Source organism: Thiohalophilus thiocyanatoxydans (assembly GCF_004366735.1).
Lineage (GTDB): Bacteria > Pseudomonadota > Gammaproteobacteria > UBA6429 > Thiohalophilaceae > Thiohalophilus > Thiohalophilus thiocyanatoxydans.
In genome coordinates, this window is the sequence record NZ_SOQX01000001.1 from 410965 (window position 1) to 431530 (window position 20566).

Sequence of the window (20566 nt, forward strand, 5' to 3'; positions counted from 1 at the left end):
GTGAGAAACGTACAGGAACTGTTACTGACTTCCAGGGCGCCATTGCCAGCTAGCCGGGCGCGTGAGATCACATCTAGAAGTCATTCGGGTTGCCGTCGATAAACCGCCGGTAGGTCACCACGGGTTTCTTTTGCCCGTCCTTGCCGACAGCATATTTTTTGTAAACGCTGTCATCCTTCATAATCGGCTGACAGCGCTTTTTCCCGCCGTAGGCGATGCACAGTTCTCCCCGCTCATTGACCGACCACTGCAGCTCGCTCATGGGTTCTCCCTCGCGGGTGCCGCGCAGGCTGCCGTCGGGAGCATGGTAGACGACAAATTTGAAGCCCAGTCTTTCATGCTGGTATTCGACAGTTTTATCGTTAAACAGCGCTCTGACCTGATCGGCATTGAGGGTTTCGGCGGCCGGTGCAGCTTGCGTGAAGAGCAGCAGCATCGGTAATGTGACGATGAGGATGGCCCGGGTGAGTCGGTGCATGGCAGAACGGCTCCGCTGTGATAAAAGACCTGAAAACCATAACAGGCGGGCCCGGCATTGGCCAGTGGACCCGGATCGGGTATTGATTGATGTTGTGTTGTTTCCAGTTAGAATGGAACACTGTTCACCCCATCCCGGAGTCCGTCATCATGCGCCATTTTCTTCGACCGCTTTTACCCTGGTTCATCGGCGGGATCGGCGTTGTGCTTGCCCCGACGGTATTGGCCGCCGAGAAGATGGTCAAGGTCACTCCGCTGGGCAGTCACGACGGTGAGTTTTGCAGTCGGGACCGGGCGCTGATTTTCGAGGACCCGGATGGCACGCGGATCCTGTATGACGCCGGGCGCACGGTGGCGGGGCCGGAGGACGAGCGTCTGGGCAAGATCGATGTAGTGCTGGTCTCGCATTTGCACGGCGATCATGTGGGCGACCGGCATATCCGCCAGCGCAATGCCGGCAGCTGCGCCGAACCCGAGACCCCGGTGAATGTGTTGCCCAACACCAACAGCGTGAACATCGCCCTGGCCAAAAACGCGACCATTATTACAGGCAGCGAGATGCCGAAATTTTTTGCCGCCAAGCTCGAGGCGCTGGGCGGGGATCCCGCTGCATCAAAACTGGTGCGCTTTGGCGGATCGCTCAAGGTGGGCGGGGTGTCGATCACCACCGTTCCAGCGGTGCATTCCAACGGGATCAGCGGGGCGATGATCGGCGGTGAGCTGGGGGCGATGCTCGATGCTGCGGGACTGACGGCCTATGCCGGCCCGCCCACCGGTTATGTGCTGACCTTCTCCAATGGCATGGAGGCCTATCTCTCCGGCGATACCGGCATTACCGCCGATCAGGAGTCGGCAGTACGCCGCCACTATGATGCCAAGCTGGCGGTCATGAATATCGGCGATACCTTTACCACGGGCCCGACCGAGGCGGCTTATGTGATGAACGATCTGGTCAAACCCCGTTCCGTGATCGCCTCCCATGCCAACGAGGCGGCGACCGAGGAGGGTGAGGTGATCGCCGGCACGCGCACCGAGACCTTTATCAAGGCGGCCGGGATGCCGGTGCACGTGCCGCTCAGTGGCCGTACGATCACATTCGGGCCCATGGGGCATTGCCAGTCGGGTTGTTGATTGCCGGAGACGGGAAAAGCGGGAACGGTCTGATTCAATCGGGTTAGCCGCTCCGGATATTATTTGTCCGGAAATGACCCTGGTTTATCCCCGGAGTCGTCCCGGCGGGGGCTATATGGTAGGGTGCGCGCAGCATATCTATAAGGTAGTTCCATGACCCAAAACACCCTCTATTGGCACGATTATGAAACCTTTGGCACGGATCCCCGCCGGGATCGACCGGTGCAGTTCGCCGGCATCCGCACCGACGAGGATCTCAACATCATCGGCGAGCCGCTCAATATCATGGCCCGGCCCGCGCCGGATAATCTGCCCCATCCCATGTCGACCCTGATCACCGGCATCACCCCGCAGCAGGCGCTGGAACAGGGGCTGCCCGAAACCGAGTTTATCAGCCGGATTCTGAGTGAACTGTCGCAACCGGGCACCTGCGGCGTGGGCTACAACTCGATCCGTTTTGATGATGAAGTCACGCGCAACACCCTCTATCGCAATCTCTACGATCCGTACGGTCGGGAATGGCAGAACAGCAACTCCCGCTGGGACCTGATCGATGTGGTGCGTGCCTGTCACGATCTGCGCCCGGAGGGGATCAACTGGCCACAGCGGGAAGATGCCGATCGGCCCAGCTATAAACTCGACGAGCTGAGTGTCGCCAACGGCATCGAGCATGGTCAGGCGCATGACGCGCTGGCGGATGTGTATGCCACGCTGGGGATCGCGCGGCTGCTTAAAACGCATCAGCCGAATCTGTTTGATTTTTTCTATCAGATGCGCCGCAAGCAGGAGGTGTTGAAATATATCGATCTCAAGGAGATGACACCGATCCTGCATACCTCCGGCATGTACGGCAGCGACCACGGCAATACCCGCATGGTCGTACCGATCGCCGCTCACCCGACCAACAAAAACAGCATCATCGTCTTCGATCTGGGCCAGGATCCGTCCCTGCTTCTGGATCACAGCGCCAAGACCCTGGTCGAACGACTCTATACCGCCAACGAGGATCTGCCCGACGGGGTGGAACGTCCGGCATTGAAGCAATTGTTGATCAACAAATGTCCGGTCATAGCGCCAACCTCCACGCTCACCGGTGAGGCGGCCAAACGGCTCAATATCAATCTCATGAAGAGCCGGCAACATCGACAGGCCCTGCTTAACCAGCGCAAGGCGATCCAGCAGAAGCTGGCCAAGATCTTCGAGCCGCGCCCCTTCGAGCCGGTGGAGGATCCCGATCTGATGATCTACGCCGGCGGGTTTTTCGATGACAAGGACAAGACGTTGATGCAGCGCATTCATGATACCTCGCCCGGGGAGCTGGGCGCGCAGACCTGGAGTTTTGGCGACAAGCGTTTACCGGAGATGCTGTTCCGCTACCGGGCGCGCAATTATCCCGAAAGTCTGAGTCCCGACGAGCAGGCCCAGTGGCTGGAACATTGCCGGGCCAGACTGGTCGAAGGAGAATCGGGGTTTTTGAGCTTCAAGGATTTTTACGCCGAGATCGAGGCGTTGCGCAACAGCGAGGAAGTGGACGCGGGCAAAGCCGGGTTATTGAAAGAGGTGGAAGCTTTCGGGCGCGAGCTGGAGAGTTTTATCAAACAGCAGTGAAGGCCCTGCGGGTAGGTACGAGGTACGAGGGACGAGGCAAGTTTGCCGGGGCTGAATTTGTATTACCCCTCCCCCGCATCAAGCCGGTGTCTTGTACCTCGTCCCAACTCGAAGGGCTTTGGAGGTCATAGACATAAAATGCAAATCAAACCTGAAAAGATTGAACTGAGCTGTCCGGAGGCGGAAATCTACCAGCGCCTGTTGAGACTGGATAACAGCGATATTGTGGAACTGGGTTGCGGCCGTGCCGAGATTACCCGGGATATCGCCAGCAGCGGCAGCGGGCGCCGGGTCTTCGCTTTCGAAGTCGATGAGGCGGCCCACCAGGCCAATTTGCAGATCACCGATCTGCCGAACGTGACCTTTGATCTGGCCGGGGCCGAGTCGATCCCCCTGGCCGATGCCAGTGTCGATGTCGTACTGATGTTCAAGTCCTTGCACCATGTACCGCGGGAGTTGATGAAGCCGGCCATGCACGAGATTCACCGGGTTTTGAAACCGGGTGGTCAGCTCTATGTCTCCGAACCGATCTTTGCCGGCGATTTCAATGAGATCCTGCGCCTGTTCCACGATGAGCAGCAGGTGCGCGAGGCGGCCTTTAACACCCTGCATCAGGCGGTCGAGACGGGGCTGTTCGAACTGGTTGAAGAGACCTTCTTCAACTCCCCGATGCGCTTCGATGACTTTGCCGACTTTGACAACAAAGTCATCAACGCCACCCATAGCGAACATCGCCTGGACGAGGCGCTGTATCAACAGGTCAAGGCCCGCTTTGCCGCTCACCAGGGCGAGGACGGGGCCCACTTTGAGATGCCGATTCGCGTCGATCTGTTACGTCGTCCCGCCTGACCGGTGTCAGCGCGCTGAACTGTGGCCCATTCCCGGTGTCACAGGAAAGTGGGCCTGACGGCAAGCCCTTCAATCGACGTGAGGTGCCTGATGAATCGCAAAGCATGGGTGTTGTTGTTGCTGGGGCTGATGCCGTTTTCTCTGGCACAGGCCAGGGAGGCGATCTTCGCCGGCGGCTGTTTCTGGTGCATGGAAGCGGATTTTGAAAAACTCGACGGTGTCTCGGAGGTCATCTCGGGTTTTACCGGCGGTGAGATCGCGAATCCGACTTACGAAGGTAATCACGAAGGCCACTATGAAGCGGTGCGGGTGATCTATGATCCCGGGGTCGTGAGTTACCGGGAGCTGCTGGACCATTACTGGGTGAATATCGATCCGTTCGATGATCAGGGCCAGTTTTGCGACAAGGGGCACTCTTATTTGAGTGCTATTTTTGTTGCCAATGACAAACAGCGGCGTCTGGCCGAGGCCTCGCGGCAGAAAGTGGTCAAACAGTTCCCCGATAAAAAAGTGGTTACGCCGATCCTGGAGGCCAGCACGTTCTGGCCGATCAAAGGCAAGGAGAGTTACCACCAGGACTACTACAAGAAGTCGCCTCTGCGTTACAAGTTCTATCGGCTCAGCTGCGGCCGCGACAGTCGCCTGGAAGCGATCTGGGGTGACAGGGACTAAATAAACGTTTTGAATACCGATTAACGTCAAAATACTCTGGTATTCGGAACGCCTGTTTTAGCCACCCGGTTCCTGGCCCATTGCTCGCGCTTATTCGATCTTCAGATAGGCGAAATCGTCCTCTTGCAGTTCGGCAATCCGCACAACACCTGACTGGACCATCTCGACACCCTCATAAAGTTCGTCTTTGTCCAGATCGATCTCGGCGCGCGTGATATTACACAGCTCGAGCTTGACATCGTGTACGTCAACCAGACTTTGCAGGCGGCCCGACAGATCAGCACGGCGTTCGCGCAATGCCTCGCCGGCTTCAAACGGCGTGTCTTGCAGATCATTATCGGTCACAAAACGGATCCCGTGGGCGACGAAGACGATGCGAATATCGTACTCCACCAGATCGCTCTTGTAAGTCGTGATCATATTGTTGATGCTGGTGAGCATGGCGCTGAAGCGACGCGGGTCGGAAAAGTCGGCATGATAGACCACTTTCTTTTCCTCGGCCTGTGCCTGTGAAGCCGGGATTAGCCAGACGCTGACGGCAAGCAAGGTCATAACGATCCAGAAGGATGGAACACGCATTATAAATAGACTTATTGCGCGCATCGGGGGACCTCCTGATAAATGGAGTATTGGTTCAAGGTTAGTACACGAGAGAGCCGGAAAGTTCGGCAAGATGCTCGTTTCGGGATGACCGTCGTGACGGTGATGCGCCTGTTTTGCCCGGGTCAGTTAAGTATTGTGGGACAGAAGCCGGTAACCCGTTCATCCCGATCAATTACCCGCTTCTGTCCCCGGTTTTGATTATTCTCCCCGGATTCGTGGTAATACTGCGCCGACCTCCTTGCGATAGTGCAGGTATTTCTCGCCGAACCGGGCGAGCAGTTCACGCTCTTCGAGTGCGATGCCGATCGCGATGTAGACGCTGAATCCTGCTGCCAGCACCAGATGAGTGAACGTCATGTGCGGTGTCGACCAGATACCGATCAGAATGCCGGCCATCATCGGGTGGCGACTGTAACGATACATCCAGGCACGGACAAACGGTACCGGGGTGTACGGTTTGCCACGCAGATAGAGCCAGCCCTGGCGCAGTCCGAACAGATCGTAATGATTGGTAACATAGGTGGCGGCCACCAGGTACAGCCAGCCGATGACGAACAGGGTCCACAACGCACTGCTGGCCAGCGGCTGCGAGACTGACCAGACAACGCCTTCGAGGGGTTGCCACAGCCATACCAGCAGGGCGAGGGCAACGCCCGAGGTGAGCACGAAGGTGCTGCGTTCGGCTGCCGGGACGATCCAGCGGGTCCACCAGGCCTTGAAGCCGGGCCGGGCCATGATGCTGTGCTGCAGGGCGAACAGCAGCAACAGCCCGAGATTGATCAGGACGGCTGTCGTGGTGGAGCGGGCTTCGACAGGCGGTGCGCCAAGCGGAATCCAACCCGTCAGCGCGATCACCAGCCAGGCGATGGCCGCCATGCCGATTGCGTAGGCGATCAGGCTATAGATAAAGACCGCGATGCGTTCCCCGGGGGATGAGTGGGAAATAAAGTCTGTCCTGGATTGTGACATTGTCATGGGCTTTTCCTCCTTGATCTATCTGATGGGTTTACAGGCACAGGCAGGGCTACTGATTGGTCATCAGGCTAGTGTGAGGTCGGGTCTGGCGACAGTGGCCAGATTGACAATTATCGGGCTTCAGCTGACACTTTTAGAATGCATCACATCTCGGTCCTCGCCCTGGAAGGTTGCGAGGGGGGCTGCGTCACCGGCGCAATTGACCTCCTCAATGCGGCCAACACGGTCTGGCGACAGCAGGCGGGAAAGACGGCCCGGCCCCTGTTTGAATGGTCCCTGGTGACGCCCGACGGCGGGCCGGTCAGCACCGCCACCGGATTTCAGCTCTCTGCGGATGCCAGCCTGGCTGAGATCGACAGGCCGGATGCCATGCTCATCGGCAGTATTCATTTTTACGATGCCGGGCAATTGCTGGCCGCGGCGCACGATGCGGCACCCATTCTTCGTCCGCTGACGGCGATCCGTGACGCGGGGTGTCTGCTTGCGGCCAGCTGCACGGCCACGGTGTTGCTGGCCGAGGCGGGCCTGCTGGACGGTCGCCGCGCCACGACCAGCTGGTGGATCCAGGAGGCCTTCGCCTACCGTTATCCGCGGGTGCGGCTGGTGGCGGAGGACATGGTGGTCGAGGATCAGGGCGTTGTTACCGGCGGCGCGTCCACCGCGTACATGAGTGTGATGCTCAATCTGATACGCCGCTTTGCCGGCGATGAACTGGCCCTGTTCTGTGCCAAGGTCTTGCTGGTCGATACCAATCGCCATTCCCAGGCGCCCTACAGCTATCTTGAAAGTGGCATCCGGGTGCGCGATCCGCTGGTCACCCGGGCGCAGGCCTGGATGCAAACGCATTTGCGCGAGGCGTTTACCTTTGAACAGCTTGCCGGAATCCTGGCGGTCAGCCCGCGGACACTGATCCGCCGCTTCAGGCAGACGACCGGTTACAATCCGGCCGAGTATTTGACCCGGTTGCGTATCGATGAGGCCAAGCGACTCCTTGAGCGAACCAACCTGCCGCTCGAAGCTGTGGCCGAGCGGGTGGGTTATCGTGATCCGAGCAGCCTGCGCCGGATCTTTCGCCGCACCACGCATTTGTCGCCCAGCGAGTTTCGCAAGCGTTTCTCGATTGCCGATGATCCCGGTATTATTTAACGGCGCGAACGCCTCGGCCGGACCCGGGTTCTCTTCGGGTTACCGGGATGGTGCCTGCCGCCGGGATTGCCATTTCATTACTGGTGAAGGCCCTTTAATGATATTTTGTATTGGGCCGGGAATCTGGCAGGTAAATAAAGGGTATAGACGAGTCGATCATGCCGCATCTGATTATTGAATACAGTGTCGATTGCATTGATGAACAACAGGCGGTAACGATGGTGGACGCGGTCTTCGATACCGCGAAGGCATCGGGCCTGTTTGAAACACGCAATATCAAATCCCGTGCGATCCCGATTAGCGCATACCGGCTGGGTGTCGAAGGCAGGGGGTTTGTCTGTGTTCGCTGTCGGATCCATGCCGGGCGCAGCAGCGAACAGAAAAAACAGTTGTCCGGGGAGGTGGTCAGGGCGCTGCGTGAACTGGAACTGGGTGTCGCTGCGATTACCGCCGAGGTGGTGGACATGGATCCGGCCAGCTATACCCGTTATTACGTCGATTGAACCCATGGGCAGGCGGTTTCTCGGGGTGTTGTGGGCGGCTGCTTTCAGCAGCGACCTGTTTGCCCGTGCGCAATAAAACCTGCTCCGGTACATACTTTATATATAGTTAGCCGCACCAGCCAATTGTCCCGATTGATCGCGCGGATTATATGCATAGAGAATCATCTATCAGAATCGAAGATATTATCGATTTGTATTGAAGTACCTCGCTTCTTAAGCTGCTTCCACTTTCTGGCTTTGCAGGGCAGTGGCGAGCGCGCGGTACATGATCACACTACGAACCTACGTCTATATTGACTCCCTGCAGCCCCAGTTGGCGGAATACATGGCGACTGTGTCGCAGGGCTTTCCCACCTCGCCGGGTAATGCCTGTCTGTGGGTGGAGGTGTCGCCGGGTATGGCGGTGCATCGGCTTACCGATATGGCGCTCAAGGCGACCCGCGTGCATCTGGCCCAGCAGGTGGTGGAGCGTGCCTATGGCTCGATGGTGATTCATCATCGCGATCACAGCGATGTGGAAGAATCGGGACGGGTGATACTCAGCCACCTGGGTTCGGCCGCGACCGATCCCGAACCCTGCAAGATCGCCTGGCAGGAAACCATCCGCGGCATGACGCCCGATCACACCGTGGTGATCAACCGCCAGGATCGCAAGGGCTCGATGATTCTGCCCGATCAGAGCATGTTCATTCTCGAGGCCGAGCCGGCCGGTTACATCATCTATGCCGCCAACCAGGCGGAGAAAGCCGCCAATATCACCTTAATCGATGCGCGCGCGGTCGGCGCCTTCGGGCGCCTGACCCTCTCCGGGCGCGAGGCGGACGTGGACGAGGCCGCCGCCGCGGCCATCGCCGCCGTGCAGCATCCCTGGCAATCCTGGGGGGCGCGCTGATGCATCGCCAGGAACTGCTGCGCCTGCTCGAACAACATAAGACCCGTTTCATGGACGAGGCAGGTTTTGTGCGGCGCGCAATCGCGTTCGTTGAACAACATCCGGATTGCTTCAAGCGCGAACTGCTGCCCACGCATGTGACCGGCTCGGCCTGGGTGGTCAGCCCGGATCGTTCGCATGTGCTGATGCTGCACCATCGCAAGCTGGATCAGTGGTTCCAGCCCGGCGGCCATGCCGACGGCGATGCCGATATTCTGCGCGTGGCCCTGCGCGAGACGGCCGAGGAGAGCGGCATCGATTTGGCGCAGGTCGAATTGTTGAGCGACGCGATTTTTGATGTGGATATTCACTGGACGCCCGCCACGGCGGATGCGCCGGCCCACGAACATATCGATATCCGTTTTCTGGTGGCGATCGACGATGGATTACCCATTCCGGGTAATGATGAGTCGCATGCGATTGGCTGGGTCTCTTTGCATGAGGCGATGCGGTTTAACAACAACCGTTCAACCTACCGGATGGTGGACAAGACCCGGCAATTGCGCCACGCGTTTTAACAGCACAGTTTGATCAATGAAAGTGAAATGAACCCTTAACTGGCAAGGTAATACAACAGGCCTCTGTTGGGTGATAGCGGGAGTGTAAGGGAAATGCCAGGGAGAGATAATGCTCTGTCCCTGTAAAAGGTAGGGTTGATGATATAGAAGATTATCTATCGATAAGGAAGAAAATATCGATTTGTATCAACCAAACCACCTCCCTATGCTTTAACTACCCAAACAGAATTTGCAGCGAACTGAAACATCAGCAACCGAAGCAGGAGTAGATCATGGCAGCGAATACCTATCAAGCGGGTGTAAAAGAATACCGCGACAAGTACTGGACCCCGGACTATGTCCCGCTGGATACCGACCTGTTGGCCTGTTTTAAGGTCACCGGCCAGCCCGACGTGCCACGCGAGGAGGTTGCCGCTGCCGTGGCCGCCGAATCATCCACCGGGACCTGGAGTACCGTGTGGTCGGAACTGTTGACCGACCTGGAATTCTACAAGGGCCGAGCCTACCGGATCGAAGACGTTCCCGGTGACTCGGAATCCTTCTATGCCTTTATCGCCTATCCACTCGATCTGTTCGAAGAAGGCTCGATTACCAACGTACTGACCTCGCTGGTGGGGAACGTATTTGGTTTCAAGGCGCTCAAGCATCTGCGTCTGGAAGATATTCGCTTCCCCATCGCCTATATCAAGACCTGCATGGGCCCCCCGGGCGGTATTCAGGTCGAACGCGATCGTCTGAACAAGTATGGTCGTCCGCTGCTGGGCGCCACCATCAAGCCGAAGCTGGGTCTGTCTGCCAAGAACTACGGTCGTGCTGTCTATGAATGCCTGCGTGGTGGCCTGGATCTGACCAAGGACGATGAAAACGTCAATTCCCAGCCGTTCATGCGCTGGCGCGATCGCTTCGAGTTCGTTGGTGAAGCCATCCAGAAAGCCCAGCAGGAAACCGGCGAACGCAAGGGTCACTACCTGAACGTCACCGCCCCGGATCCGGAGCAGATGTACGAGCGCGCCGAATTCGCCAAGGAAGTCGGCAGCCCAATCATCATGCACGACTTTTTGACCGGCGGCTTTACCGCCAATACCGGTCTGGCCAAGTGGTGTCGCAAGAACGGTATGCTGCTGCACATCCATCGTGCCATGCATGCGGTAATCGACCGTCATCCGAAACACGGTATTCACTATCGCGTGCTGGCCAAGTGTCTGCGCCTGTCCGGTGGTGATCAGCTGCATACCGGGACTGTGGTCGGCAAGCTCGAGGGCGATCGTAATTCCACTCTGGGTTTTGTCGATCAGCTTCGCGAATCCTTTATACCGGAAGATCGCTCGCGCGGGAACTTCTTCGACCAGGACTGGGGCTCCATACCCGGTGTCTTTGCGGTCGCTTCCGGCGGTATTCACGTCTGGCACATGCCGGCGCTGGTGGCCATCTTTGGCGACGACTCCTGCCTGCAGTTCGGTGGTGGTACTCAGGGTCATCCGTGGGGTAACGCAGCCGGTGCCGCGGCCAACCGTGTCGCACTGGAAGCCTGTGTCAAGGCGCGTAACCAGGGCCGCGAGATCGAAAAAGAAGCGCGCGACATTCTGACGGATGCTTCAAAAACCAGTCCGGAACTGGCGATTGCGCTGGAAACCTGGAAAGAGATCAAGTTCGAATTCGAAACCGTGGACAAGCTGGACGTGGGCTAAGTCCTGTCCGTTCACGACGCAGCAAACAGCTACCGAATAAATATGAGGTAAATGATTATGAGCATGTATGAAGCGGGTGATTACCAGACCCAACACACCCTCGAAACTTTTGGCTTTCTGCCCAAGCTGACCCCTGAAGAGATTCAGGAGCAGATCGCCTACATTCTGGCCAATGGCTGGTCACCGGCAATTGAGCATGAAGATCCCCGTCGGGCTACCGATCATTACTGGACGATGTGGAAGCTGCCGTTTTTCGGTGAGACCAATCTGCAGAGCGTCCTCGACGAGCTGGAAGCCTGTCGCCGTTCCTACCCGGATCATCATATCCGGTTACTCGGGTACGACAGCTATGCCCAGACTCAGGGTCATTCCTTCGTGGTCTTCGAAGGGCGTTAAACGGCGCAAGTAAAAAAGGGTGCCCGTGAAGAAAAGCGGGCGCCCCGACACGAATAACCAGTATCGATGTGACGGGGTTTACGATGGCACAGACTGCACAACACAACACAGCACGCGCAGCTTCCAGAGCACGGCGTGAAGCAATGTCGACCCGGGGCAAGGCCGCACTGCAGGATACCGATCGTACCCGCAGCGCATCGGCCCAGGCCACGACGACGCAAACCGCGCCCGCCAAACCGGCCGATGCCGGGGTTAAAGCCAAAGGTGATTGCGGTTGTGGGTCCCGGGGTGAGGCCCGTGCCGAGTCGACCCCGCACAGTGATACGCAAACTGCACAACCTGCCGGAAAAATGCGGGCAACGGTAAGGACGCGACCACAGAACATCCAGATGAACAGCGCTCGTGCCGCGTCGCTGGCGCGCCGTCAGGCCATGTCCCAGCGCGGCAAGGCCGGGCTCAATGGTAACGGTATGAGCGAAGCGCAAACCGCACGCGCGGCCAATCCGAAACTGACCGGTCGTGAACTGGCCAGGAAAGTGCGCGCCGATCGTTGTAAAAACGGCAATACCGGCAAGAAAAAATCCGAGCCGGTCGGTCGCATGCGGCCGAACAAAACCGCCGGTAGTGAAACCGGCGCGGCCAGCGATGCACCGTGGAAAGTCGGCCAGAGTCTGACCGGTCACGGCCAGACGTTGACCGGCACGATCGTCGGTCGCAGTTCCCAGGTGACCGGCAATGAGCCCGGTACCTGCAAGTCCGTGACCGGCGTGCAGTACATCGGCGCCGATCAGACCGAAGCGTTCTGCGGCACTTCGGCCAGCGGGGTGCCGAGCAAGATTACCAGCTCGCAAACCCGCCAGGGACAGAACGTCAGCGGTACCAATGTGGGTCGATCTTCAAACGTCACCGGCGACGAAACCGGTGCCACGCGTGAGCTGACCGGCAGCCAGTACATGCAAAAGGGTAACGGCAAGTCACCGATGAAAGTCGGTACCAGCCAGACCCTGCGTGGCGGCAGCCTGACCGGCACCCAGATCGGTCGTTCGGAACGGGTGACCGGCGATGAACCGGGCACCTGCAAGTCGGTTACCGGTGACGATTATGTGGGCCAGGAGCAGTACCAGGGTTTTTGTGGCAAGGCGCCGAAACCGAAGGATCAAAAAGTCGGTATGACCCAGACATTCCACGGCAGGGCGGTCTCGGGCACGATGACCGGTCGTTCCTCGCGCATGACCGGGGATGAACCAGGGACCTGCAAATCGGTCACCGGGACACCCTATGCCGGGCTGGAGCAGTACAGCCAGTACTGCAAACCGGAAGAGACCACTTTGGCCAGTGCCCGTTTTCGTCAGGAGCGTAGCACTCCCGGCTCGGTCATGACCGGCATTCAGCCGGGCCTGAACGGCCATCTGACCGGCGCGGACAAGGGGGCCTGCGAACCGCTGAGCGGTACGCCGTATGTGGGTGCGGACCAGTTTGCCGAAGCCTGTCCCTCTGTGCCGGCCGAACCGGGCAGCCCTGATTTTCCGCAGCAACTGGGCGAGACCCCGTGGGGCCAGTTCAGTGTGCAGAGTCCGGTACATGCCAGTCAGGGCGACGAACATTTTGATGTGACCGGCAACCGCTATGAGCAGGGCAAGATCACCGGCCCGTTCGGGATGGCCGGTGGCAAAGTCACCGGCACTGAAGAAGCCCGTTTCGGCAAAGGGGGTCACGCGGAGCCGATGACCGCGCCGATCCCGGAAACGGCTGAACAGGTTCAGGGTCGCGTCAAATCCCGAATCAGCGGCGAAGGCATTGATGTGGGGCTGAAGATCACCGGCGACGACTGGGATCGTGGTGACCGGGTGACCGGCACCGAAGGCATGACGGCCAGTAAACGCAACCCGACCCGTCAGGGCGGACGTGCGACCGGTGCCATGCAGATGAAGCCGGAGATGAAACGTAATGAGGATGTTCCCGAGCCCATCAGTCCGGTGACCGGGGGCAGTGGTAATACAGACAAAGGTTCACTGATTACGTATTCCGGAGGTGCCCGGGGTTAATCACCCGGTAGAGAGCGAGCATGATGAGTTCACGTCGCAAACAAAGCCGTTCGATTGCCTGGGTGCCTACCGCACCTGTCGGGCGTCCCGGCGCCCGGGGCGTTGACGCTGACAAGCCGGCAACGCAGGGCACTGCGCGCGCGAACCTCGCTTCGGTGCAATCCGGGCGGCATCCGCTGAGCAATGCCACGGAGAATACCCGGCTGTTTGATTACGAGCAGCGTACCAAAGCGGCCTTTGACGCGATCGTGCCGACGTTGAAACAGATTTCCGGTCTGCAGCATGAAGCGGACTTTGAACGGCGCGCCCAGGCGCTGGCCCAGGAACAACTCGGGTTCGCGTTGCCGGCGACTATCCTGGCCGATGCCTGGGTAACCCAACTGGATATGCGCCGGCTGTTTGCCTGGTGTGTATTCCAGACGTACCAACGATTTTGTGATGACTTTTTTACGAACAGTTTCCTAAGTCGTCTGGAAACGGAATTCCAGACTTTTTTAATCGAGTGCGGCTTTCACACACTGGACATTTCACCGTGTGCGGATGGTCGCCTGGCACACGTAATCAGTTATGTATTGCGTCTGCCGCATAAAGCAGTGCGTCGCAAGTCCTACGCCGGTGCCATGTTTGATATTGAAGACAGCATCGAAAAGTGGACCGAAACTGAGTTGCAACGGTTCCGCGAAGGGATACCGACTACCGCTGATATGCCCACGCGTTATATGAAAACCGTGGTCTATCACTTCAGCTCAAGCGATCCCGAGCATGAAGGTTGCGCGGCGCACGGATCCGATGCGGGGCGCGCCGCGCAGGGCGGGCTGGAACGGCTGAAAGCGTTTCAGACCGCCGTGGAAAACAGCTTTTGCTGCGGCGCCTCGATCGATCTGATGCTGATCGGGCTGGATACGGACAACGATACGATTCGCATCCACATGCCGGATCGCCATGGCGAAATCGATCTCAAACGCTATCTGGATGCGGGAGATCTGTATGACGCTACGCTGTCGATGCAAGCCGCACAGGCACAGGAGTATGTGTCTGAACAGGTCCGGCAGGCCGGCGGTGAGATGAGCAACGGGATGCAGAGATTGATGGGCTATTTGCTGGTCAACAACTTCTCGCAGATCGAATATGTGCGCCAGTACTACGACGGCCGCTACCGGGATATCGGTCATGCGGAACGGTTTATCGGCGCCGGTATCGGTTTTGAGGAAGTGCAGTTACGCAACCTGACCTACTTTGCGTATATGCAAACCGTGGAGGAGGCAGCAGCCGATCTGGATGTGGGGATCAAGATATTCAGCAAGCTGAATGTCTCTCATGGTCTGCCGATTCCGCTTGTGGTGCGTTTTGACTACCACGGCCAGGTACCCGGGGCTCGCGAGCGAGCGGTTGGACACTGCCAACGCGTCGATGCGGCCCTGAACGACCGTTATGCGGATCTGGCCAGCAACGGACTACTACACACGTTGCAGGTCGTACGTGATTGTCATGCCGGTGGCCGAATCGAGGTGATTGGGACATCGGTAATGGATGAAGTGACTGAGGAGGCACACTGATGAAGATCTGCCAGGTTGAACGGCCGTTGGTTGCCACCAATCGTATCCCCGGTCTGGAGCATCGGCACATGCAGGTCGTGCGGGACGGCAGTTCAATGCTGGTTGCCGTGGACGCCGTGGGTTGCATTCCCGGTGACTGGGTGATCTGTGTCGGCAGTTCCGCGGCGCGGGAAGCAGCAGGCAGCAAGGAGTATCCGAGTGATCTGACGATTGTCGGAATCATTGACCACTGGCCACCCGAAGAAGAGAGTGCGTAGTGGATATTTTGCAGGTCGAGGCACCGCTGGTCTGCACCCGTCGGATTGATGGGCTCAGGCAGAGCAGTTTGCGGGTGTTGCGCGACAAGAAGGGACAGCGTCATGTGGCGGTGGACCCGGTCGGCGCACGCGAGGGCAACTGGGTGTTTACAGTGAGTGGTTCGGCGGCACGTTATGCCACGGGTGATTTCACGATACTTACGGATCTCACCATCGGCGGCATCATCGATTTCTGGGGGGCTGACGAGACTCGGCCAACCGGGAAGGGCGAGACAACGGAACAGGCGTTGTAGCGATTTTTACAGTTCAACAACCATGTTAATAGAGTAGGAGATAGAAAGATGGCAAACGATAACTACGGCATTGCACTCGGCATGATCGAGACACGCGGGCTGGTTCCCGCCATCGAGGCGGCAGATGCCATGACCAAGGCGGCAGAAGTACGCATGATCGGTCGTGAATTCGTTGGTGGCGGTTACGTCACTGTTCTGGTTCGCGGTGAAACCGGCGCGGTTAACGCAGCAGTTCGCGCTGGTGCCGATGCCTGTGAACGTGTAGGTGACGGTCTGGTTGCAGCACACATCATTGCCCGTCCGCATCGTGAAGTAGAGCCGGTTCTGCCGACAGGTGGTAGCAGTAAAACTGCAGCCTAACAGACAGGCGTTGTATTTAACTGACTAAGGAGTAACACACCATGGCCAACGAACACTACGGCATAGCACTGGGAATGATTGAAACGCGCGGGCTGGTGCCCGCCATCGAGGCGGCAGATGCCATGACCAAAGCGGCAGAAGTTCGCCTGCTCGGGCGGGAATTTGTCGGCGGCGGTTATGTCACCGTGCTCGTGCGTGGCGAGACCGGTGCGGTAAATGCAGCCGTGCGTGCGGGCGCGGATGCGTGTGAGCGCGTAGGCGATGGCCTGGTGGCTGCTCATATCATTGCCCGTCCGCATCGCGAAGTCGAGCAGGTGCTCGGCGATGCCGGTAACAGTGAAACCGCAGATAAATGATTGGTTGACGCTGACTGAGCCGTCGTCATGCTGCACGCCAAAGCTGATCAACGCGTATTGGGTTATCTCGGCCGGGCTCTGAGTCTTGAACTCTCGGCAGTCCAGCTGTACAGCACCCAGGCACGACTTGTCGCGACCTGGGGGCTGACCGAGGTATCCAAACGGTTGAGCAATGAGGCCAGTGAGGAAATGGCGCATGCGGACCGGATTATCGGCCGCATGCTCGCCCTCGGCGTGGCACCCAACGCTTCGCAACTGCGTCCGCCCAAACTTGGCCGCAGCCTGCAGGAGCTGTTACAGCACAACCATGCATTCGAAAACGAACTGATCCGGTTGTATACCGAGGCGACACAGCACTGTGCACGCAGCGGGGATCATGACAACCGGTTGTTTTTTGAAGAACTCCTCGGTGAGGAGCAAGGCCATGCCGCTGAACTGGCGAAGTGGCTGAAAGAACTGGAACAACCCGGCGTTAGGGTCAACAAGACGCGCGCCACTTTTTAACGGAGGCGAACCATGAGTCAACAATGGCAGGAACGTATCCGACCCGCTCGCCTGGAGCGGCGTTATGAATTCGCCGATTACCAGAGTTTGCGAGACTTTCTCGATCGCGCCGCGGATATCTCGGAGCGTGAAGGTTTGTATCCCGATATGGGCTTTGGTCGCGACTATGTCAATGTGACCATCCATGCGGATGAAGAAAGCAATGAGCTGGGCGATCAACAACGCCGCCTGGCTGCCGAATACGACGCCTTGCTTGATACAGAGCAAGGGACGCACTAGGAGTCAATCGGATGGCCGTCATCGCTCTGGTAGGAAATAAAGGCGGTGCCGGCAAGACCACATTGTCCATCAATCTGGCCGTGGCACTGGCCGAACAGGCTGACACTGTGTTGATGGATGCCGATCCGCAAGGCTCTTCGGTGCAATGGAAAGTGATAGGTGATAGCCACTTGCCTGTAGTCGTGGCCGGAGAACCCCTGGATGAGGCAATTGCCACAATGGCGCGTCAACATCAGCATGTGGTTGTGGATTGTCCACCTTCGGTTCAGGCACCACAGACCCATGAAGCCCTGCAGGCTTGCGATGTGGCTCTGATACCGGTGCAACCCTCGCCAGTCGATCTGTGGGCGACGGTGCATATCGAGCAGGCCATTGAGCGGGCGAAACAGGCGAATTCGCAACTGTCGCCCTGGTTGATTATCAATCAACTTGAACCGCGCACCACGTTATCACGGCTGGTTCGCGAAGCGGTGGCGGAGATCGATATCCCGGTAGCCGAGACAGCGATTCGTCGGCGTGCCATTTATCGCAGCAGCGTTCTGGAAGGCAAAAGCGTGTATGACATGGGACGTCGGGGCGCCGATGCAGTGAGCGAACTCAATCAACTGATTCGGGAGGTAATACCCTCATGAGCGAGAGTGACAAGACACGTCAGAAGCTGGTGGACTCCATGCGCAAAACCAAGTCAGATCCTGCGGACAAGGAACAGGCGAAGGCGTCGACTGGAAAAACAGAGCCGGAAAAAACAGAGCCAGCCGCATCAGATAATAAAGCCGACAAGGCAGTGAAAAAAAAGACAAAGGCAAAACCGGAAAATACCGTCGATATTGATGCCTATCAGTCAAGGCGAGGGCGTGTTTGGCCGGATTAATGTATCGATATTAGTCAATCATTTGGCCGGGGAATATCGATTAGTCTCATAACTTGAATGCAGCACATACTTGAAATGAAAGACCAACAAAGAGGGTTAAACGATGTCGGCTCTCAGCAAGGAGCTCATTTCTTCGGTGCTGCATGTTGTGGTGGGCTTCAATTCCCGGCGTGTCCGCACGACAAGACAAGTTGTCCGTAGACCAAGCGTCTTTGGTACAAGCCTGGCGTATATTTTCTCACCTGCGAACCTCCCGGTCGACAGCTTAACCGTGCATGAAGTTTGTTTAGATGCGCCGGTGCGCACTATGGTGCTACTGCGTGTTGTTAATGATTCCGAAGTGATGGAGTAAAACCTGTTATGTCGGCATGGTTGACTACGTTGTTTCCCTTCCTTCGCTGGTTCCCCATGAGCCGCGAGGTGATCCGTGCGGATCTGATCGCGGGGATCACGGTCGCCCTGGTGCTGGTACCGCAGAGCATGGCCTATGCCCAGCTGGCCGGGCTGCCGGTGGTTTACGGGTTATATGCATCGTTTGTGCCTGTGATTGTCGCATCCCTGTGGGGATCATCCAGTCAGTTACACACCGGGCCGGTCGCCATGCTCTCCTTGATGTCGGCCGCGGCATTGATTCCCCTGGCCAGTCCGGGCAGTGCTGAATTTATCGAACTGTCGGTGATGCTGGCCCTGATGGTCGGAATCCTGCGTCTGGCGCTGGGTTTGTTCCGACTCGGGGCGATTGTCAATCTGCTCTCCAGTCCGGTAATTGTCGGTTTTACCAATGCCGCAGCGTTGATCATCGGTCTGTCGCAACTGAGCAAGGTCATTGGCGTACCTTTCCCGCGCACGGAATCGTATCTGGCCGATTTGTGGCGTGTCATTGAGCAGCTCCCTTATCTTCACCTGGAAACTGTCCTGTTTGCTGCCGGGGCGTTTTTGCTGATTTACGGATTGAAAAGAAAACTGCCCTCATTGCCGGGCGTTCTGATCGCAGTGGCGGTGACGACCCTGATCAGTGCCCTTGTGTCGTACGAGAACAAAATGCAGGTCACCCAGGCGCAGATCCAGAGCGAGAAAGTTGTCTCGGCAATGACGGATTTCGCCCGGGCAAAACAGCTCATTAACAAACTGACCGAGGAAATTTCCTCGCTCAATCAACAGGCCGGCAAACTGGAGGAACAGGCCGGGCTGGAGAATATTGAGCAGGCCGCCGAATTGCGCGCCACGGCAGCGGTTCGTAAACATGAGCTGAATATTCTGAAAAAAGAACAGACTCTGAAACGTGTCGCCCTGCACAAGATGACCTTGCAAGGAGTGCAAACACCGGCCGGGCAATGGCAGTTCTATCCTGAAGAAGCGGTACCCGATAACAGGGAGAGCGACGAAAAAAGCTGGCGTTTTGACAGTATCGAGGACGGTCAGATTGTTCTGTCGTCTGGCGGCGCCGTGGTGGGAACAATTCCCGAAGGCCTGCCTGACTTCAATGTGCCGACCCTGCAGTGGGATTTGATGCTTGCGCTGTTGCCGGCCGCGCTGGTCATGGCGTTGATCGGCTTCATGGAAGCCACCTCCATCTCGAAGGCGATTGCCAGCACGACCGGTGAGCGGGTCGATACCAGCAAGGAACTGGTCGGTCAGGGCCTGGCCAATATTGCCGGCAGCTTCTTCAGTTCCTATACGGTCAGTGGTTCGTTCTCGCGATCCGCCGTCGCGGCCAGAACCGGTGCGCGAACCGGCATGTTTGCTATTATCAGCGCGGTTGCGGTGGTGCTGGTCCTGCTGTTTTTCACGACATATCTCTATCATTTGCCACAGGCGGTCCTGGCCGTTATCGTGATGATGGCGGTGTTCAGCCTGATTCGCATCAGGCCGCTGATACAGGCCTGGCGTGTGGACAGAGTCAGCGCCGGAATCGGTGTGGTAACGTTTCTAGCCACCTTGCTGATGGCTCCTGCCATCGCCAACGGTATCCTGCTGGGGATCAGTCTGACAGTCCTGCATTATCTGATACGGATCATGAGGCCGCGCGCGGAAATTGTCAGTCACAAGGAAGATGGCTCCCTGGGAGGTATCAAAGCACATCACCTGAAACCCATCAGTGAACTCTATGTCCCCGTGCGATTCGATGGGTCGTTGACCTTTATCAATGTGGCTTATTTTGAGGATATAGTTCTGGAAGCATTGAGTGAGTTTCCGCGTGCCAAGGTGATTCTGGTGATCGGCAGCAGCATCAATGAAATCGATGCTTCCGGGGAAGAGAAAGTACGGGAGGTCGCCCGTCGTTTACGTGATTCCGGTGTACAGCTTATGTTCAGCGGGCTCAAGCATCAGGTTATGCAGGTCATGGAAAGCAGCGGCCTGATGGATGAACTGGGCAGAGAGGCGTTTTTTGCTGACAAGCAGACCGCCTTGCAGACCCTGAAAAACCTTTTCGAAAAAAGGGTCATAGAGCCCCGGGATTCAGACGACCGGACTGTTTACCGTGGTGGCAATGTCACCAGTCATCTTCTTTGAGGAAAAAAATGCCCAAACGTGTAGACAAAAGCCG

General features: G+C 57.7%; 25 protein-coding genes. 22 read left to right on the forward strand and 3 right to left on the reverse strand.

All coding sequences use genetic code 11. The annotated features are described in order from the left end of the window. Window positions 1-73: 73 nt before the first annotated feature. Window positions 74-478, reverse strand: coding sequence for a hypothetical protein (locus EDC23_RS01870; RefSeq protein WP_134080570.1), 405 nt, complete (start codon window positions 476-478; stop codon window positions 74-76). Between the two features lie 149 nt (window positions 479-627). Here EDC23_RS01870 and EDC23_RS01875 point away from each other — a divergent pair, with 149 nt between their 5' ends. The 4 genes from EDC23_RS01875 (at window position 628) to msrA (ending at window position 4737) form a co-directional block, all read left to right on the forward strand. Continuing rightward, entirely contained in the window at window positions 628-1608 is a 981-nt protein-coding gene (locus EDC23_RS01875) for an MBL fold metallo-hydrolase (protein ID WP_134080571.1), read from the forward strand. A gap of 153 nt (window positions 1609-1761) precedes the next feature. Continuing rightward, complete coding sequence (gene sbcB / locus EDC23_RS01880; RefSeq protein ID WP_134080572.1) at window positions 1762-3216, forward strand: exodeoxyribonuclease I; 1455 nt, start codon at window positions 1762-1764, stop codon at window positions 3214-3216. A 138-nt stretch (window positions 3217-3354) separates the two neighbouring features. Continuing rightward, window positions 3355-4065 carry a class I SAM-dependent methyltransferase gene (locus tag EDC23_RS01885; RefSeq protein ID WP_134080573.1) on the forward strand — a complete coding sequence of 237 codons (711 nt, stop codon included), beginning with the start codon at window positions 3355-3357 and terminating at the stop codon, window positions 4063-4065. Window positions 4066-4155: 90 nt separating this feature from the next. Next, complete coding sequence (gene msrA / locus EDC23_RS01890) at window positions 4156-4737, forward strand: peptide-methionine (S)-S-oxide reductase MsrA (protein WP_134080574.1); 582 nt, start codon at window positions 4156-4158, stop codon at window positions 4735-4737. A 90-nt stretch (window positions 4738-4827) separates the two neighbouring features. On the opposite strand, the gene EDC23_RS01895 is transcribed toward msrA, so the two are convergent. Both EDC23_RS01895 and EDC23_RS01900 read right to left on the reverse strand, forming a co-directional pair. Continuing rightward, on the reverse strand, window positions 4828-5316 hold the full coding sequence (locus tag EDC23_RS01895) for a DsrE family protein (protein ID WP_134080575.1): 489 nt from the start codon (window positions 5314-5316) through the stop codon (window positions 4828-4830). A gap of 222 nt (window positions 5317-5538) precedes the next feature. After that, on the reverse strand, window positions 5539-6315 hold the full coding sequence (locus EDC23_RS01900; protein WP_134080576.1) for a methyltransferase family protein: 777 nt from the start codon (window positions 6313-6315) through the stop codon (window positions 5539-5541). A gap of 138 nt (window positions 6316-6453) precedes the next feature. Between EDC23_RS01900 and EDC23_RS01905 the strand changes: the two genes are divergently transcribed. From EDC23_RS01905 to EDC23_RS01990, 18 genes are all read left to right on the forward strand, one after another. Continuing rightward, complete coding sequence (locus EDC23_RS01905; RefSeq protein ID WP_134080577.1) at window positions 6454-7461, forward strand: GlxA family transcriptional regulator; 1008 nt, start codon at window positions 6454-6456, stop codon at window positions 7459-7461. A 158-nt stretch (window positions 7462-7619) separates the two neighbouring features. Beyond that, a complete protein-coding gene (locus EDC23_RS01910; RefSeq protein WP_134080578.1) occupies window positions 7620-7964 on the forward strand; it encodes a 5-carboxymethyl-2-hydroxymuconate Delta-isomerase in 345 nt (114 codons plus the stop codon). Window positions 7965-8229: 265 nt separating this feature from the next. Continuing rightward, a complete protein-coding gene (locus tag EDC23_RS01915) occupies window positions 8230-8856 on the forward strand; it encodes a BMC domain-containing protein (RefSeq protein ID WP_134080579.1) in 627 nt (208 codons plus the stop codon). Next, window positions 8856-9413 carry an NUDIX hydrolase gene (locus tag EDC23_RS01920; protein ID WP_134080580.1) on the forward strand — a complete coding sequence of 186 codons (558 nt, stop codon included), beginning with the start codon at window positions 8856-8858 and terminating at the stop codon, window positions 9411-9413. Before EDC23_RS01915 ends, EDC23_RS01920 begins: the two co-directional genes overlap by 1 nt. A 272-nt stretch (window positions 9414-9685) precedes the next feature. Continuing rightward, window positions 9686-11101, forward strand: coding sequence for a form I ribulose bisphosphate carboxylase large subunit (locus tag EDC23_RS01925; RefSeq protein WP_134080581.1), 1416 nt, complete (start codon window positions 9686-9688; stop codon window positions 11099-11101). A gap of 63 nt (window positions 11102-11164) precedes the next feature. Continuing rightward, on the forward strand, window positions 11165-11497 hold the full coding sequence (locus EDC23_RS01930) for a ribulose bisphosphate carboxylase small subunit (protein WP_134081269.1): 333 nt from the start codon (window positions 11165-11167) through the stop codon (window positions 11495-11497). 83 nt (window positions 11498-11580) lie between these two features. Next, window positions 11581-13542 carry a CsoS2 family carboxysome shell protein gene (locus tag EDC23_RS01935; protein WP_243830684.1) on the forward strand — a complete coding sequence of 654 codons (1962 nt, stop codon included), beginning with the start codon at window positions 11581-11583 and terminating at the stop codon, window positions 13540-13542. A gap of 23 nt (window positions 13543-13565) precedes the next feature. Next, a complete protein-coding gene (locus EDC23_RS01940) occupies window positions 13566-15098 on the forward strand; it encodes a carboxysome shell carbonic anhydrase (protein ID WP_134081273.1) in 1533 nt (510 codons plus the stop codon). Next, complete coding sequence (locus EDC23_RS01945; protein ID WP_134080582.1) at window positions 15098-15355, forward strand: carboxysome peptide A; 258 nt, start codon at window positions 15098-15100, stop codon at window positions 15353-15355. The genes EDC23_RS01940 and EDC23_RS01945 overlap by 1 nt, the downstream gene beginning before the upstream one ends. Further along, the gene (locus EDC23_RS01950; protein WP_134080583.1) at window positions 15355-15648 is read left to right on the forward strand and encodes a carboxysome peptide B; all 294 of its coding nucleotides are present in this window, start codon (window positions 15355-15357) and stop codon (window positions 15646-15648) included. The genes EDC23_RS01945 and EDC23_RS01950 overlap by 1 nt, the downstream gene beginning before the upstream one ends. Window positions 15649-15696: 48 nt before the next feature. After that, window positions 15697-16008, forward strand: a complete 312-nt coding sequence (locus EDC23_RS01955) for a BMC domain-containing protein (RefSeq protein WP_134080584.1) — start codon at window positions 15697-15699, stop codon at window positions 16006-16008. Window positions 16009-16049: 41 nt separating this feature from the next. Then, window positions 16050-16364, forward strand: a complete 315-nt coding sequence (locus EDC23_RS01960; protein WP_134080585.1) for a BMC domain-containing protein — start codon at window positions 16050-16052, stop codon at window positions 16362-16364. A gap of 27 nt (window positions 16365-16391) precedes the next feature. Beyond that, window positions 16392-16868 (forward strand): ferritin-like domain-containing protein, encoded by a 477-nt coding sequence (locus EDC23_RS01965; protein WP_134080590.1) that lies wholly within the window; start codon window positions 16392-16394, stop codon window positions 16866-16868. 12 nt (window positions 16869-16880) lie between these two features. Continuing rightward, the gene (locus EDC23_RS01970) at window positions 16881-17147 is read left to right on the forward strand and encodes a 4a-hydroxytetrahydrobiopterin dehydratase (protein ID WP_134080592.1); all 267 of its coding nucleotides are present in this window, start codon (window positions 16881-16883) and stop codon (window positions 17145-17147) included. An 11-nt stretch (window positions 17148-17158) separates the two neighbouring features. After that, the gene (parA, locus tag EDC23_RS01975; protein ID WP_134080594.1) at window positions 17159-17779 is read left to right on the forward strand and encodes a ParA family partition ATPase; all 621 of its coding nucleotides are present in this window, start codon (window positions 17159-17161) and stop codon (window positions 17777-17779) included. Then, window positions 17776-18018: a hypothetical protein gene (locus tag EDC23_RS01980; protein WP_134080596.1), complete on the forward strand. Its 243-nt coding sequence runs from the start codon at window positions 17776-17778 to the stop codon at window positions 18016-18018. Before parA ends, EDC23_RS01980 begins: the two co-directional genes overlap by 4 nt. A gap of 103 nt (window positions 18019-18121) precedes the next feature. Next, on the forward strand, window positions 18122-18370 hold the full coding sequence (locus EDC23_RS01985; RefSeq protein ID WP_134080598.1) for a hypothetical protein: 249 nt from the start codon (window positions 18122-18124) through the stop codon (window positions 18368-18370). An 8-nt stretch (window positions 18371-18378) separates the two neighbouring features. Then, on the forward strand, window positions 18379-20532 hold the full coding sequence (locus EDC23_RS01990) for a SulP family inorganic anion transporter (RefSeq protein WP_134080600.1): 2154 nt from the start codon (window positions 18379-18381) through the stop codon (window positions 20530-20532). The last annotated feature ends 34 nt before the right edge of the window (window positions 20533-20566 follow it).